General features: G+C 58.4%; 13 protein-coding genes. 10 read left to right on the top strand and 3 right to left on the bottom strand.

Features of this window, described 5'->3' with window-relative positions; all coding sequences use genetic code 11:
* Positions 1–5 precede the first annotated feature (5 nt).
* Together ACTJJA_RS02690 and ACTJJA_RS02685 are read left to right on the top strand one after the other, a co-directional pair.
* Positions 6–983, top strand: coding sequence for a fimbrial protein (locus ACTJJA_RS02690; RefSeq protein WP_440666036.1), 978 nt, complete (start codon positions 6–8; stop codon positions 981–983).
* Positions 984–987: 4 nt separating this feature from the next.
* Positions 988–1,491 carry a fimbrial protein gene (locus ACTJJA_RS02685; RefSeq protein ID WP_440666034.1) on the top strand — a complete coding sequence of 168 codons (504 nt, stop codon included), beginning with the start codon at positions 988–990 and terminating at the stop codon, positions 1,489–1,491.
* On the opposite strand, the gene dinG is transcribed toward ACTJJA_RS02685, so the two are convergent.
* Both dinG and rhlE read right to left on the bottom strand, forming a co-directional pair.
* Positions 1,478–3,658 carry an ATP-dependent DNA helicase DinG gene (gene dinG / locus ACTJJA_RS02680; protein WP_440666032.1) on the bottom strand — a complete coding sequence of 727 codons (2,181 nt, stop codon included), beginning with the start codon at positions 3,656–3,658 and terminating at the stop codon, positions 1,478–1,480. The genes ACTJJA_RS02685 and dinG overlap by 14 nt on opposite strands.
* Positions 3,659–3,755: 97 nt before the next feature.
* The gene (gene rhlE / locus ACTJJA_RS02675) at positions 3,756–5,141 is read right to left on the bottom strand and encodes an ATP-dependent RNA helicase RhlE (RefSeq protein WP_440666030.1); all 1,386 of its coding nucleotides are present in this window, start codon (positions 5,139–5,141) and stop codon (positions 3,756–3,758) included.
* A 207-nt stretch (positions 5,142–5,348) separates the two neighbouring features.
* Here rhlE and cecR point away from each other — a divergent pair, with 207 nt between their 5' ends.
* The 5 genes from cecR to ACTJJA_RS02650 are packed head-to-tail and all read left to right on the top strand — an operon-like array spanning position 5,349 to position 10,989.
* Positions 5,349–6,026: a transcriptional regulator CecR gene (gene cecR, locus ACTJJA_RS02670; RefSeq protein ID WP_440666028.1), complete on the top strand. Its 678-nt coding sequence runs from the start codon at positions 5,349–5,351 to the stop codon at positions 6,024–6,026.
* Complete coding sequence (gene hlyD / locus ACTJJA_RS02665) at positions 6,023–7,018, top strand: secretion protein HlyD (RefSeq protein ID WP_440666026.1); 996 nt, start codon at positions 6,023–6,025, stop codon at positions 7,016–7,018. Before cecR ends, hlyD begins: the two co-directional genes overlap by 4 nt.
* Positions 7,011–8,750 (top strand): ATP-binding cassette domain-containing protein, encoded by a 1,740-nt coding sequence (locus tag ACTJJA_RS02660; RefSeq protein ID WP_440666024.1) that lies wholly within the window; start codon positions 7,011–7,013, stop codon positions 8,748–8,750. The genes hlyD and ACTJJA_RS02660 overlap by 8 nt, the downstream gene beginning before the upstream one ends.
* On the top strand, positions 8,740–9,873 hold the full coding sequence (locus ACTJJA_RS02655) for an ABC transporter permease (protein WP_407585598.1): 1,134 nt from the start codon (positions 8,740–8,742) through the stop codon (positions 9,871–9,873). Before ACTJJA_RS02660 ends, ACTJJA_RS02655 begins: the two co-directional genes overlap by 11 nt.
* A gap of 9 nt (positions 9,874–9,882) precedes the next feature.
* Positions 9,883–10,989 (top strand): ABC transporter permease, encoded by a 1,107-nt coding sequence (locus tag ACTJJA_RS02650; RefSeq protein WP_042715003.1) that lies wholly within the window; start codon positions 9,883–9,885, stop codon positions 10,987–10,989.
* On the opposite strand, the gene ACTJJA_RS02645 is transcribed toward ACTJJA_RS02650, so the two are convergent.
* A complete protein-coding gene (locus tag ACTJJA_RS02645) occupies positions 10,951–11,361 on the bottom strand; it encodes a YbhQ family protein (protein WP_089598953.1) in 411 nt (136 codons plus the stop codon). The genes ACTJJA_RS02650 and ACTJJA_RS02645 overlap by 39 nt on opposite strands.
* 133 nt (positions 11,362–11,494) lie before the next feature.
* On the opposite strand from ACTJJA_RS02645, the gene ACTJJA_RS02640 reads away from it, so the two are divergent.
* Genes ACTJJA_RS02640 through ACTJJA_RS02630 form a run of 3 tightly spaced genes read left to right on the top strand, consistent with a single transcriptional unit; the run spans position 11,495 to position 14,453 of the window.
* Positions 11,495–12,256 carry an endonuclease/exonuclease/phosphatase family protein gene (locus tag ACTJJA_RS02640; protein ID WP_440666021.1) on the top strand — a complete coding sequence of 254 codons (762 nt, stop codon included), beginning with the start codon at positions 11,495–11,497 and terminating at the stop codon, positions 12,254–12,256.
* A complete protein-coding gene (gene clsB, locus ACTJJA_RS02635) occupies positions 12,253–13,491 on the top strand; it encodes a cardiolipin synthase ClsB (protein ID WP_431140028.1) in 1,239 nt (412 codons plus the stop codon). The genes ACTJJA_RS02640 and clsB overlap by 4 nt, the downstream gene beginning before the upstream one ends.
* Positions 13,491–14,453 carry a lysylphosphatidylglycerol synthase domain-containing protein gene (locus tag ACTJJA_RS02630; RefSeq protein WP_440666019.1) on the top strand — a complete coding sequence of 321 codons (963 nt, stop codon included), beginning with the start codon at positions 13,491–13,493 and terminating at the stop codon, positions 14,451–14,453. The genes clsB and ACTJJA_RS02630 overlap by 1 nt, the downstream gene beginning before the upstream one ends.
* Positions 14,454–14,466: the final 13 nt, after the last annotated feature.

Below are 14,466 nucleotides of genomic sequence, written 5' to 3'. Positions count from 1 at the left end.
GCGGCATGCGTGCCTTACGATATCCAACTTTACTGATTTTACTCTCGACTGGCGCCCTGTTTATGCCTCAGGCCCGGGCCGCAAGCTGTAGCAGCAGCGACCTGCCCTACACCATGAATGCAGGCAATATCGCCGTGTCATCCAGCCTCTCCGTCGGCAGCGTCATACCTGGCTCAACGCAAACGCACAACGTGAAAGGCACCTGCACCGATGTGCCTGCCAATACGGCTATCACGGCCTGCTATACCGGTTCAGGTTCAGAAGTACCCGGCCATCCTGGCGTCTATGAAACGGGGATCGCTGGCATAGGCATCGAAGTGTTAAACCGCAACGGACAGGTAATACGGGGAACATCGAGCAGTTGCGACTCCTCATCAACACCGATGGGGGCCATTGACGAAAGCGGCAACCTGAATTTCACCTACGCGGTGCAGCTGGTGAAAACAGCGACGCAGGTGAAAAGCGGATCGCTGACCCAGGCAAACACGCGATTTGGCTTTGGCGTGAAAAACGGCACCGCGCTGGCCGCAAGCAACACCACGACCTACAGCGCCACGATAGCCGCCACCGCGACCACCTGCTCTTTCGACCCGCTGAGCTTGACCGTCACGCTGGGCAACTTTCCGGTGAGTCATTTCAAAAGTGTTGGGAGCCATACAGGCTGGAAGTCGTTCTATATCAATGGCGTCTGTGACGGTGACGCCAGAGTAACGGCAACCGTCACCAGCGCTAACGGGGTGAACAGCCAATTCAACGATGTCATCAACCTTACGCCCGGCAGCAACAGCGCAACCGGGGTCGGCGTTATGGTGCTGATTGACGGGGTTGACCTGAAATATGATTACCCCATCCCCATCGGCGCGCCTCTGGAGCCCAATATCCCGATGGCGATCCCTTTTTCTGTGCAGTATTACCAGACCGATGCCGTCGTCACGGCGGGAAAAGCCAACACCATCATGACTATCGATATGGAATATGAGTAATCACATGCAAAAAATAGTGACCGGCATACTGCTGCTGGCCTGCGGGCTGGTGCACGCGACAGACGTGACGCTCAATATAGAGGGCAATATCTATGACACCACCTGCCAGGTCGACAGCGCCAGTCAGAATATGGTGGTGAATTTAGGCCAGGCGATTTCGGGGGATTTTAAATCGGTGGGTGATACCGGCCCGTGGGTCAATTTCGATTTGAAGCTGTCAAACTGTCCACCCACGCTCTCGGTCGCCACCGTCACTGTCGACGGTCAGCGCGATGCGCTTCATCCCTTCAAATTTGCCAATACGGGAACCGCAACAGGCATGGCATTAGAGTTGGCTGACCGAACGGATACGATCATCCTTGGACCACAGGCGAGCTTTAATGCAGTTATTGATGCCAGCACCCACACGGCAGACTTTCCACTGGCAGCACGTTACTACACCACCTCCATGCCAGTTACGGCGGGCACATTCAGCAGCGTTGTTCAGGCCACCTTTACTTACCAGTAGGACCGCGCCCCTTAGCACGGATGCTTTTTTTACGCCCGGCGGCCGGTTTTGCCGGGCGTTTTTTCACTTCCGGTACCTCTGGCTGTTCAATCGGGAATACCGGTAACGCGTTCAGCAGCCGCTGACCGTAGTTCTTCGTCAGCAGACGCTTGTCGTAAATAACAATCTCGCCCCAGCAGCCGTGGCTACGAATCAAACGCCCGACCTGCTGAATCAGGTTAAACGACGCCGCCGGCAGGCTTTGCACTTCAAACGGATAGCGGTTGAGGCTTTTCAGCCACTCCCCCTCGGTGATCACCACCGGGCTGTCGATAGGCGGGAAGGCGATTTTATGGATATGCACCTGCGTCAGGTAATCACCTTTCAGATCCAGACCTTCAGCAAACGACTGTAAACCCACCAGCACGCTGCGCTCGCCGTTATCGATCCGCTTGCGGTGTGTTTCCACCAGCCGGTAGCGCGGCTGATCGCCCTGCACCAGCAAAAGCAGACGCAGATCGGTGACGTGCTCGAGGAAGCGTTGCATGGCGCGTCCGCTGGCAAACAGCACCAGCATGCCGGGGTATTTTTTGCTCTCGACCTGTTCGCGGAAGTAGGCCGCCATTTCCGCGATGTGCTGTTCCTCGTTTTCCATCAGCGGCTCATACTTCATCCGCGGGATCACCAGCTTGCCCTGCTCGCAGTGGTTAAACGGCGAGTCGAGCGCCACGAAGCGGTCGCCCGCTTTCTCTTTTAGCCCGCTCATCTCCTGCAAACGAGAAAAACTGTTCAGGGAGCGGAGCGTGGCAGAGGTGACAACCACGTGCGGCACGCTGCGCCAGATTAGCTTTTCCAGCTGATCGGCCACGCGGATGCCCACGCAGTGGAAAAAGAGGTGCATCTGCCCGTCCCGCTCTTCGCGGGTGGCCCATTTGGTGACCGGCGCGCCGGACGCCTGCGCCATCGAGGCCAGCCGCCAGAGCTTGCTCTGCGCTTCAAACATCCCCAGAGCGCGGTTCATCTGCAGCAGAATGCGGTGCAGACGCACCACGTCGTGGGTGCCGGTTTTCTCGCTAAGATCGTTCAGGAACATCTCCGCCAGCCCGCGCAGTTTTTCCAGGTGCTTCGCCAGCTGCTGGCAAATCTCCATCACCTCTTCAGGTAGCTCGCCCATCGCAAAGCGGTGTTCCGCCTCCTGGGTGGCCGGCAGATAAAGATTCAGGATGTTATTGAGAGACGAAATGAGGCTATAGACCTCTTCACAGTGGTCGCTCAGCCGCTCCGGTACCGCCAGCGGTGGCGTGGTTTTCGGGCGGAACTGCTCCATGCAGGTGGCAATCAGCTTGCAGAAGAGATCGAGCTGAAGACGGAACCAGGGGGCGGTAATTTCGGCGCTCATCTCCAGCGCGTCCCGCGCTACGTCCGGCAGATGGTGGCCTTCATCGAGCACCAGCAGCAGGTTCTTGGGCTCAGGCAAAACGGCTTCGCTCTCCAGCGCGGCCATCACCAGCGCGTGGTTAGCCACCACCACTTCCGCCTCCTGAATTTCACGCCGGGCGACGAAGAACGGGCACTCGCGGTAGTAGTGGCAGTTGCGGTTCAGGCAGCTTGCTTTGTCGGTGCTGAGCCTGCGCCATAAATCGTCGCTGATGGCCTTATCAGTATGATCGCGCAGGCCATCCCACTTATAGCCGTCAAGATCAATCTTGAGCGTGGCGCAGAGCTCCTGCTCGGCTTTGTTGTTCGGCGTGAGATCGTCGTCGAGGAAGGCCAGCAGATCCTGCTGCTGCGTCGCCTCGCTGCTGGCCAGCCCCGCCAGATTACGCGGGCACACGTAACGCCCGCGCCCAAAGGCGGCGGTAAAGCGCAGGTCGGGGATGATTTTGCGCAGTAGCGGTAAATCTTTGCTGAAGATCTGATCCTGCAACGCCACGTTGGCGGTGCTGACCACCAGCGTTTTGTCCTCTTCCCGCGCAATCGCGATGCCGGGAATGAGATACGACAAGGTTTTCCCGACGCCGGTTGGGGCTTCAATCGCCAGATGTCGCCCGTCGTCCCCGGCGAGCGTTTTGGCCACGTCAGCAATCATCTGCCGCTGCGGCGCTCGGGGGATAAAGTCGGGGATCTGCTGTTGTAGCGCTTTATACCATGCGCCAATTTGCGCCTTGAGCGCAGCGGTTAAAGCCATTGGAAAACCTGAAATACTGTATAAACAGCCACTATTGTGGCACTTTCTCTTCGCTGCCGCAAAAAGAAAAGCCCGGCTTTACGACCGGGCTTCCAGATTATTGCGGGTTAGCAGGTTTACGCGGGCGGCGTCGACGCTGCCCTTCCCCTGCCGGTTTCCCTTCGCCGCTGCGCCACGGGTTTTCACCCGCCGGTTTGCTGTCGTTGTTACGACGCGGCGGTTTGCCGGATGATTTCGGTGCGCCACCTTCTGCACGACGCGGCTGCTGACCGCGACCGCCGCCACCCTGACCACGTCCACCGCCGCCCTGACGACCGTTCTGAATCGGCTCGGCTTTGATCGACGGGTCCACTTCGTAGCCCGGGGTTTCGATGCGCGGGATCTCTTTCTTCAGCAGACGTTCGATGTCGCGCAGCAGCTTGTGTTCATCCACGCAGACCAGAGAAAGCGCTTCACCGGTTGCCGCCGCGCGGCCGGTACGACCGATACGGTGAACGTAGTCTTCCGGCACGTTTGGCAGCTCATAGTTCACCACGTGCGGCAGCTCTTCAATATCCAGGCCACGGGCGGCGATATCGGTCGCAACCAGCACGCGGATGTCGCCGGATTTGAAGTCCGCCAGCGCACGGGTACGCGCCCCCTGGCTCTTGTTACCGTGGATCGCCGCGCTGCGGATACCGTCTTTATTCAGCTGTTCCGCCAGGTGGTTGGCACCGTGTTTGGTGCGGGTAAAGACCAGCACCTGCTGCCAGTTGCCCTGACCGATCATCTGGGAGAGCAGTTCCCGCTTGCGCTTTTTATCAACAAAGTGAACGTGCTGCGTCACCTGCTCAGAGGCGGTGTTGCGACGCGCCACTTCCACTTCCAGCGGGTTATGCAGCAGCTTTTCCGCCAGCGCCTTGATCTCGTCGGAGAAGGTCGCGGAGAAGAGCAGGTTCTGACGGCGCGCAGGCAGCTTAGCCAGCACGCGACGAATATCGTGGATGAAGCCCATGTCGAGCATGCGGTCGGCTTCGTCCAGTACCAGAATTTCAACGCTATCAAGCTTAACCGCGTTCTGGTGTTCCAGATCCAGCAGACGGCCCGGCGTTGCCACCAGCACGTCCACGCCGCCGCGCAGCTTCATCATCTGTGGGTTGATGCTGACGCCACCGAAAACCACCAGCGAGCGAATGTTGAGATAGCGGCTGTAGTCACGCACGTTCTCACCAATCTGCGCGGCCAGCTCACGGGTAGGAGTCAGGATCAGGGCACGAACCGGACGACGGCTTTTGGCGTGCGGCTGGTTTTTTACCAGCAGCTCTAACAGCGGCAGGGTAAAGCCCGCGGTTTTACCGGTGCCGGTCTGGGCGCTGGCCATCAGGTCACGACCCTGAAGCACGGCGGGGATCGCCTGCTGCTGGATTGGGGTTGGCTCAAGGTAGCCCTGTTCTGCGATCGCGCGCAGAATTTCCGGGTTCAGGCCAAGGGAATCAAAAGACATAAAAACTCCGAACCGCCCCGACCATCACAGGTGTAGTTTTCAGGGAGATATAACGAATAGGGGAGGACAAAAACCACAATGTCGCGAAGGGGCGGAGTGTAGCAGCTTTTGTGACGTGGCGCATAAAATATCCCTCAACATTCCCTCGACGGGAGAGTGAATCAGACATAATCTTAATCAATCGATTGATTAATTTTTAATGCCGACATGAATACGACACCCACAACAACCAAAGGTGAACAAGCCAAAAGCCAGCTTATCGCCGCCGCGCTGGCGCAGTTTGGTGAGTACGGGCTGCACGCGACCACGCGCGATATTGCCGCGCTGGCCGGGCAGAATATTGCGGCCATTACCTACTATTTTGGCTCAAAAGAGGATTTATATCTCGCCTGTGCCGAGTGGATCGCCGATTTTATCGGCACGCAGTTTCACCCGCAGGTGGAAGAAGCCACCGCGCTGCTCGGCCAGCCGTCGCCCGATCGCGCCGCCGTTCGCCAGCTTATTCTCAACGCCTGTCATAATATGATCCGCCTGCTGACGCACGACGATACGCTGAACCTGAGCAAGTTTATTTCCCGCGAGCAGCTCTCCCCTACGGCTGCTTACCAGCGGGTCCACGAACGGGTAATTGCACCGATGCACTCGCATCTGACCCGGCTTATCGCGGCCTATACCGGACGCGATGCACGCGACACCGAAATGATTTTGCATACCCATGCCCTGCTGGGCGAAGTGCTCGCCTTCCGTCTGGGGCGGGAGACCATCCTGTTACGCACGGGCTGGACACAATTTGATGAGGATAAAGCCGAGCAGATTAGCAAGGTGATCGCCTGTCACGTCGATCTGATCCTGCAAGGCTTAACGCAAAGGAGCCTGAAGTCATGAAAAAACCTGTCGCCATCGTTCTGGTGGTTGTTGTGTTGCTTGCTGCTGGAATAGGTGGCTGGCTGTGGTATCAGAGCCAGCAGGATAAAGGCCTGACCCTGTACGGTAACGTGGATATTCGCACGGTGAACATGAGCTTCCGCGTCGGCGGACGTCTCGCCTCGCTGAGCGTTGACGAAGGCGATGCCATCAAAAGCGGGCAGACGCTGGGGATGCTGGATAAAGCGCCCTACGAGAACGCGCTGATGCAGGCCAAAGCGGGCGTATCCGTGGCTCAGGCGCAGTATGACCTGATGCTGGCAGGCTATCGCGATGAAGAGATCGCCCAGGCTGCTGCCGCCGTTAAGCAGGCGAAAGCCGCCTATGACTACGCGCAGAACTTCTACGCGCGCCAGCAGGGGCTGTGGAAAAGCCGCACCATTTCCGCTAACGATCTGGAAAATGCGCGCTCGTCCCGCGACCAGGCGCAGGCGACGCTGAAATCCGCACAGGATAAATTAAGCCAGTACCGCACCGGTAACCGCGCGCAGGATATTGCCCAGGCGAAAGCCAGCCTTGAACAGGCACAGGCACAGCTGGCCCAGGCGGAGCTGGACCTGCGCGACACCACCTTAATCGCCCCGTCCGACGGCACGCTGATGACCCGCGCCGTGGAGCCGGGCAGCATGCTCAGCGCGGGCAGCACCGTCTTAACGCTCTCCCTGACCCGCCCGGTGTGGGTGCGCGCCTACATTGACGAGCCGAACCTCGGGCAGATGCAGCCGGGCCGTGAATTGCTGCTCTATACGGACAGCCGCCCCGACAAGCCGTATCACGGCAAAGTGGGCTTTGTCTCCCCTACCGCCGAATTCACCCCGAAAACGGTTGAAACACCGGACCTGCGAACCGACCTGGTGTATCGCCTGCGCATCATCGTCACCGATGCGGACGACGCGCTGCGTCAGGGTATGCCCGTAACCGTAACAGTCAGCGACGGGGAACGACATGAATGACGCGGTTATCCAGCTCAACAATCTGGTCAAACGCTTTAAGGGTATGGAGAAGCCTGCGGTAGCTCCGCTGAATTGCACCATCCAGAAAGGCTACGTGACCGGGCTGGTCGGTCCGGACGGCGCGGGGAAAACCACGCTGATGCGGATGCTGGCGGGGCTGCTGAAGCCTGATGAAGGCTCGGCCAGCGTGCTCGGTCTTGACCCGATAAAAGACGACGGTGCGCTCCACGCCATGCTCGGCTATATGCCGCAGAAGTTTGGCCTGTATGAAGACCTGACGGTGATGGAAAACCTGAACCTGTACGCCGATCTGCGCAGCGTCACCGGCGAAACGCGGCAGAAAACCTTCGCCCGCCTGCTGGAGTTTACCTCCCTCGGCCCGTTCACCGACCGGTTGGCTGGCAAGCTCTCCGGCGGGATGAAGCAAAAGCTGGGGCTGGCCTGTACGCTGGTCGGCGAGCCAAAGGTGCTGCTGTTGGATGAGCCCGGCGTGGGCGTTGACCCGATTTCTCGCCGTGAATTGTGGCAGATGGTGCACGAACTGGCGGGCGACGGGATGCTGATCCTCTGGAGCACCTCCTACCTCGACGAAGCGGAACAGTGCCGGGATGTGCTGCTGATGAACGAAGGCGAACTGCTTTATCAGGGCGAGCCGACGACGCTGACGCAGAGCATGGCCGGGCGTAGCTTCCTGCTGCATAGCCCGCAGGAGTCCAACCGCAGGCTGCTGCAGCGGGTGCTCAGGCTGCCGCAGGTGAGCGACGGTATGATCCAGGGCCGCTCGGTGCGCATTATTCTCAAAAAAGAGGCCACAGCCGACGACATTCGCCAGGCGCAAGGCATGCCTGAGATCGCGATAGAAGAGACCGCGCCGCGCTTTGAGGACGCGTTTATCGACCTGCTGGGCGGCGCGGGTACGTCAGAGTCGCCACTTGCCGCCATTCTGCATACGGTGGAAGGCACGCCGGGCGAAACGGTGATCGAAGCCAAATCGCTCACCAAAAAGTTCGGGGATTTCGCCGCCACCGATAACGTTAATTTCGCGGTTAAACGCGGCGAGATTTTTGGCCTGCTTGGACCAAACGGCGCGGGAAAATCGACAACCTTTAAGATGATGTGCGGCCTGCTGGTGCCGACGTCCGGCAAGGCGCTGGTGCTGGATATGGATCTGAAGGTCAGCTCCGGCAAGGCGCGCCAGCATCTCGGGTATATGGCGCAGAAGTTTTCGCTGTATGGCAACCTGACGGTCGAGCAGAATCTGCGCTTTTTCTCCGGCGTGTACGGCCTGCGTGGGCGAGCGCAGAACGAAAAAATCCGCCGCATGAGCGATGCCTTCGCGTTGACCAACATTGCCTCCCACGCCACCGACGAGCTGCCGCTCGGCTTTAAGCAGCGGCTGGCGCTGGCCTGCTCGCTGATGCACGAGCCGGATATTCTGTTTCTGGATGAACCCACTTCTGGCGTTGATCCCCTCACCCGCCGCGAGTTCTGGCTGCATATCAACAGCATGGTGGAAAAAGGGGTGACCGTGATGGTGACCACCCACTTCATGGACGAGGCAGAGTACTGCGACCGCATCGGGCTGGTCTATCGCGGCAAGCTGATTGCCCACGGCACGCCGGACGACCTGAAAAACCAGGCCGCCGACGACGCACAGCCAGACCCGACCATGGAGCAGGCGTTTATCACCCTCATCCACGACTGGGATAAGGAGAATGCCCATGCACAGTAATGCGATTTCGTGGCGCAGGGTGCGCGCGCTATGCATTAAAGAGACGCGGCAGATCGTGCGTGACCCCAGCAGCTGGCTGATTGCGGTGGTGATCCCCCTGCTGCTGCTGTTTATCTTTGGCTACGGCATTAACCTGGACTCCAGCAAGCTCCGGGTCGGGATTTTGCTGGAGCAGCAGAGCGAAGAGGCGCTGGACTTCACTCACGCCATGACCGGTTCGCCCTACATTGACGCCACCATCAGCGACAACCGGCAGGAATTGATTCAGAAAATGCAGGCCGGGAAAATTCGCGGTCTAATCGTCATTCCGGTGGATTTCGCCGCCAATATGGCGCGGGCAAATACCGATGCGCCGATCCAGGTGATCACCGACGGCAGCGAACCGAACACCGCGAACTTCGTGCAGGGCTACGCGGAGGGGATCTGGCAGCTCTGGCAGATGCAGCGCGCCGAAGACCGGGGTGAGGAGTTTGAGCCGCTGATCGATGTGCAGACGCGCTACTGGTTTAACCCCGCCGCCATCAGCCAGCACTTTATTATTCCGGGCGCGGTGACCATCATCATGACGGTAATCGGCGCGATACTGACCTCGCTGGTGATCGCCCGCGAGTGGGAGCGCGGCACCATGGAGGCGCTGCTCTCTACCGAAGTCACGCGCGTCGAGCTGCTACTGTGCAAGCTCATCCCCTACTACTTCCTCGGCATGCTGGCGATGCTGCTCTGTATGCTTGTCGCCGTCTTTATCCTCGGCGTGCCGTATCGCGGCTCGCTTGTCGTGCTGTTCTTTATCACCAGCCTGTTTTTACTCAGCACGCTGGGCATGGGGCTGCTCATCTCCACCATCACCCGCAACCAGTTTAACGCCGCGCAGGTGGCCCTCAACGCCGCCTTTTTACCGTCGATTATGCTCTCCGGGTTTATTTTTCAGATAGACAGTATGCCTGCGGTGATCCGCGCCGTGACCTATGTTATTCCGGCTCGCTACTTTGTGAGCACGCTGCAAAGCCTGTTCCTGGCGGGGAATATTCCGGTGGTGCTGATCATCAACACGCTGTTTTTGATGGCGTCGGCGGTGATGTTTATCGGGTTGACGTGGATGAAAACCAAACGGCGTCTGGATTAAGGAGCGAACATGTTTCACCGTTTATGGACGTTAATACGCAAAGAGCTGCAATCCCTGCTGCGCGAGCCGCAAACCCGCGCCATCCTGGTTTTGCCGGTGCTGATCCAGGTTTTACTGTTCCCGTTTGCCGCCACCCTTGAGGTGACCAACGCCACCATTGCCATTTACAACGAAGACAACGGCAAACATTCCGTCGAGCTAACGCAGCGCTTTGCGCGTGCGAAGGCCTTTACCCACATTCTGCTGCTGAAAAGTCCGCAGGCGATCCAGCCCACTATCGACACGCAAAAAGCGCTGCTGCTGGTGCGGTTCCCGGCGGATTTCTCACGCAATCTGGATACCTTCCAGACCGCGCCGATGCAGCTGATCCTCGACGGGCGTAACTCCAACAGCGCCCAGATCGCAGCGAACTATCTGCAGCAGGTGGTGAAGGATTACCAGCAGGAGCTGATGGAGGGCAAACCAAAGCCCAACAACAGCGAGCTGGTGGTGCGCAACTGGTACAACCCGAATCTGGACTATAAGTGGTTCGTGGTGCCGTCACTGATCGCCATGATCACGACCATCGGGGTGATGATCGTGACCTCCCTCTCCGTCGCCCGCGAGCGCGAACAGGGCACGCTGGATCAGCTGCTGGTCTCCCCGCTCGCCACCTGGCAGATTTTCGTCGGCAAAGCGGTTCCGGCGCTGATTGTCGCGACCTTCCAGGCCACCATCGTGCTGGGAGTAGGTATTTGGGCCTACCAGATCCCGTTCGCCGGTTCGCTGGCGCTGTTTTACTTCACGATGGTGATTTACGGGCTGTCGCTGGTGGGGTTTGGACTGCTGATCTCGGCGCTCTGCTCGACGCAGCAGCAGGCGTTTATCGGGGTATTCGTCTTTATGATGCCCGCAATTTTGCTCTCGGGTTATGTTTCCCCCGTCGAGAATATGCCGGTGTGGCTACAGGATCTGACGTGGGTAAACCCGATTCGACACTTTACGGATATCACCAAGCAAATCTATCTGAAGGATGCGAGTCTGGACATTGTCTGGGGAAGTTTGTGGCCGCTACTGGTTATCGCGGCCACGACGGGATCAGTGGCGTACGCGATGTTTAGACGCAACATTGCGTAGCTTTTTCTCTTTGGTGAGTAAAGAGACAACCGCAGGCCCTGCGAGGATTGCCAGACCCGCCAGGGCCAGCAGCAGGTTGTTTTGCAGCACGCGCGACAGCAGCCAAAGCACAATCATCGCGGCACCAAAATACCAGGTGGTGGTGAGCTCTTCGAGCACATCACCCACTTCACGCCAGCGCGCCTCGTGGTGACGCTGTAAAAACAGCATCGACAGCACGGTGACGCCGTAAAGCACGCATAGCCCCAGACCAACATGCACCAGCGTGCCGCTCATCCAGCCCATCACCAGTACGGCCACGACCAGTAAATGCAACATTATCTGCCAGCAACTCAAACCCGTTGCGACACGAACACGTTGTTGCCACTTCATGGCTTCTCTCCTGAAGGATTTTTCTCTGCTAGTTCAGACTACCGCACTTTACGGAAAATTCCGTAACGCCGCATCTTTTTGTGACGCCGACTACACTTTATTTTCATCGGGATAGTCACCCAGGAAGGTGTTTATGACCATTAAAACGCAGCATTTCTCGCTTAAGGTGCTGACGATAAACATTCATAAGGGCTTCACAGCATTTAACCGCCGCTTCATTTTACCGGAGCTGCGCGACGCCGTTCGCACCGTCAGCGCAGACATTGTTTGCTTGCAGGAAGTGATGGGCGCGCACGAAGTGCATCCAATGCATGTCGAAAACTGGCCGGATACCCCCCACTACGAGTTTCTGGCCGATACCATGTGGAGCGACTACGCCTACGGGCGCAACGCGGTTTACCCCGAAGGGCACCACGGTAATGCGGTGCTGTCGCGTTATCCGATTGAACACTATGAGAACCGCGACGTGTCGGTGGGCGAAAGTGAAAAACGCGGCCTGCTTTACTGTCGTATCGCGCCACCCGATCTGGCATTTCCCGTTCACGTAGGCTGCGTGCATCTTGGCCTGCGTGAAGCCCACCGTCAGGCTCAGCTACAGATGCTCGCCGAATGGAGCAATGCGCTGCCGGAAGGCGAGCCCGTGGTCATCGCCGGTGATTTCAACGACTGGCGGCAGCGCGCCAACCATCCGCTTAAGGTGAACGCCGGGCTGGAGGAAATTTTCACCCGCGCCAATGGACGCCCCGCACGCACGTTTCCGGTACGCTTTCCCCTACTGCGCCTTGACCGCATCTACGTGAAGAACGCCCACGCCAGCAGCCCAACCGCGCTGGCGTTACTCAACTGGCGACATCTCTCCGACCATGCCCCACTCAGCGCGGAGATCCATTTATGAAATGTTCATGGCAGGAAGGTAACCGCATTACGCTGCTGGAGAATGGCGATCAATATTATCCGGCCGTGTTTAAAGCGATTGATAACGCACAGCAGAAAGTGATCCTCGAAACCTTTATCTGGTTCGAAGATGAGGTTGGCAAGCAGCTGCACAGCGTGCTGCTGCGTGCTGCACAGCGCGGGGTCAAAATTGAAGTGCTGCTCGACGGCTATGGCTCACCGGATCTGAGCGATGAGTTCGTCAACGAACTGACCGCTGCAGGCGTGATCTTCCGCTACTACGATCCCGGTCCCCGCTTATTTGGCATGCGCACGAACCTTTTTCGTCGGATGCACCGCAAAATTGTTGTGGTGGATGAGACGGTGGCGTTCGTCGGCGGCATTAACTACTCCGCTGAACATATGTCCGACTATGGCCCGGAAGCCAAGCAGGACTACGCGATCCGCATTGAGGGCCCGGTGGTTCAGGATATTTTACTGTTTGAACTGGAGAACCTGCCGGGTAAAGAGGCCGTTCGCCACTGGTGGCGACGTCGCCATCGCCCGGAGGAGAACCGACAGCCCGGCGAAGCGCAGGCGCTTTTCGTCTGGCGCGACAACGGCGAGCACCGGGATGACATTGAACGTCATTACCTGAAGATGCTGGCGAACGCGAAGCGCGAGGTGATTATCGCCAACGCTTACTTCTTCCCCGGCTACCGTATTCTGCATGCCATGCGCAATGCGGCCCGACGCGGCGTGCGGGTGAAACTGATTGTGCAGGGCGAGCCGGATATGCCGATTGTCAAAGTGGGCGCACGCCTGCTCTATAACTATCTGGTGAAAGGCGGCGTGCAGATCTACGAATATCGCCGCCGACCGCTGCACGGCAAAGTGGCGCTGATGGACGATCACTGGGCAACCGTCGGCTCCAGCAATCTCGATCCGCTGAGCCTGTCGCTGAATCTGGAAGCGAATCTGATCATTCACGATCGGCAGTTTAATCAAACCCTGCGGGATAACCTTCAGGGGCTGATCGTCAATGACTGCGTGCGCGTAGATGAGTCCATGGTGCCGAAACGCACCTGGTGGAACCTTGGCATTGGCGTGGTGGTGTTCCACTTCCTGCGTCATTTCCCGGCGATGGTCGGCTGGCTGCCCGCGCATACGCCTAAGCTTGCGCAGGTGGACCCGCCGGTTCAACCCGAAATGGAAACTCAGGACCGCATTGAAGCGGAAGACGGAGGGAAAACCTGATGTCGAAATCGCATCCTCGCTGGAAGCTGGCAAAAAAAATCCTCACCTGGCTGTTCTTCATCGCCGTCGCGGTACTGCTGGTGGTGTACGCGCAAAAAGTCGACTGGGAAGAGGTGTGGAAGGTCATCCGCAACTATAACCGGATGGTGCTCCTGAGCGCCGTTGGGCTGGTCATCGTAAGCTACCTGATATACGGCTGCTACGACCTGCTGGGCCGCGCCTACTGCGGACACAAGCTGGCAAAGCGCCAGGTGATGCTGGTGTCGTTTATCTGCTACGCCTTTAACCTGACGCTGAGCACCTGGGTCGGCGGCATTGGCATGCGCTATCGCCTTTACTCGCGCCTTGGCTTGCCGGGCGGGACCATCACGCGCATTTTCTCGTTAAGCATCACCACGAACTGGCTGGGCTATATTTTGCTCGGCGGGGTGATCTTCACCCTCGGCGTGGTGCAGCTGCCCGCACACTGGTATATCGACGAGGCCACGCTGCGCATTCTGGGCATCGTGCTGCTGCTGATCATCGCCGTGTATCTGTGGGCCTGCGCCTTTGCTAAACGCCGCCATATGACCATCAAGGGGCAAAAGCTGGTGTTGCCCTCATGGAAGTTCGCGGTGCTGCAAATGGTGGTCTCCAGCGCCAACTGGATGGCGATGGGGGCGATTATCTGGCTGTTGATTGGCGAGGACGTAAATTACTTCTTCGTGCTGGGCGTGCTGCTGGTGAGCAGTATTGCTGGCGTGATTGTGCATATTCCGGCCGGGATCGGCGTGCTGGAGGCGGTGTTTATCGCGTTGCTTGCGGGGGAGCATGTCTCTCAGGGAACGATTATCGCCGCCCTGCTGGCGTACCGCATGATCTATTACTTCCTGCCGCTAGCGCTGGCAACGGTCTGTTATCTGGTGCTGGAGGGTCGGGCGAAGAAGCTGAGGGCGAAGAACGAAAAAGTCATGGCGAAATAAATAAGTCGGGTGG

It is taken from the genome of Enterobacter sp. 22452 (genome assembly GCF_052045065.1).
Lineage (GTDB): Bacteria > Pseudomonadota > Gammaproteobacteria > Enterobacterales > Enterobacteriaceae > Enterobacter > Enterobacter mori.
Note: the sequence above shows the minus strand (reverse complement) of the source record. Positions and strands in the feature narration are given on the sequence as shown.

Coding starts and splice junctions, on each gene's coding strand:
- ACTJJA_RS02660 (WP_440666024.1), top strand. CDS start 7,011: ATGAATGACGCGGTTATCCAGCTCAACAATCTGGTCAAACGCTTTAAG.
- rhlE (WP_440666030.1), bottom strand. CDS start 5,141: ATGTCTTTTGATTCCCTTGGCCTGAACCCGGAAATTCTGCGCGCGATC.
- ACTJJA_RS02655 (WP_407585598.1), top strand. CDS start 8,740: ATGCACAGTAATGCGATTTCGTGGCGCAGGGTGCGCGCGCTATGCATT.
- ACTJJA_RS02645 (WP_089598953.1), bottom strand. CDS start 11,361: ATGAAGTGGCAACAACGTGTTCGTGTCGCAACGGGTTTGAGTTGCTGG.
- cecR (WP_440666028.1), top strand. CDS start 5,349: ATGAATACGACACCCACAACAACCAAAGGTGAACAAGCCAAAAGCCAG.
- dinG (WP_440666032.1), bottom strand. CDS start 3,658: ATGGCTTTAACCGCTGCGCTCAAGGCGCAAATTGGCGCATGGTATAAA.
- ACTJJA_RS02685 (WP_440666034.1), top strand. CDS start 988: ATGCAAAAAATAGTGACCGGCATACTGCTGCTGGCCTGCGGGCTGGTG.
- ACTJJA_RS02650 (WP_042715003.1), top strand. CDS start 9,883: ATGTTTCACCGTTTATGGACGTTAATACGCAAAGAGCTGCAATCCCTG.
- hlyD (WP_440666026.1), top strand. CDS start 6,023: ATGAAAAAACCTGTCGCCATCGTTCTGGTGGTTGTTGTGTTGCTTGCT.
- clsB (WP_431140028.1), top strand. CDS start 12,253: ATGAAATGTTCATGGCAGGAAGGTAACCGCATTACGCTGCTGGAGAAT.
- ACTJJA_RS02630 (WP_440666019.1), top strand. CDS start 13,491: ATGTCGAAATCGCATCCTCGCTGGAAGCTGGCAAAAAAAATCCTCACC.
- ACTJJA_RS02690 (WP_440666036.1), top strand. CDS start 6: ATGCGTGCCTTACGATATCCAACTTTACTGATTTTACTCTCGACTGGC.
- ACTJJA_RS02640 (WP_440666021.1), top strand. CDS start 11,495: ATGACCATTAAAACGCAGCATTTCTCGCTTAAGGTGCTGACGATAAAC.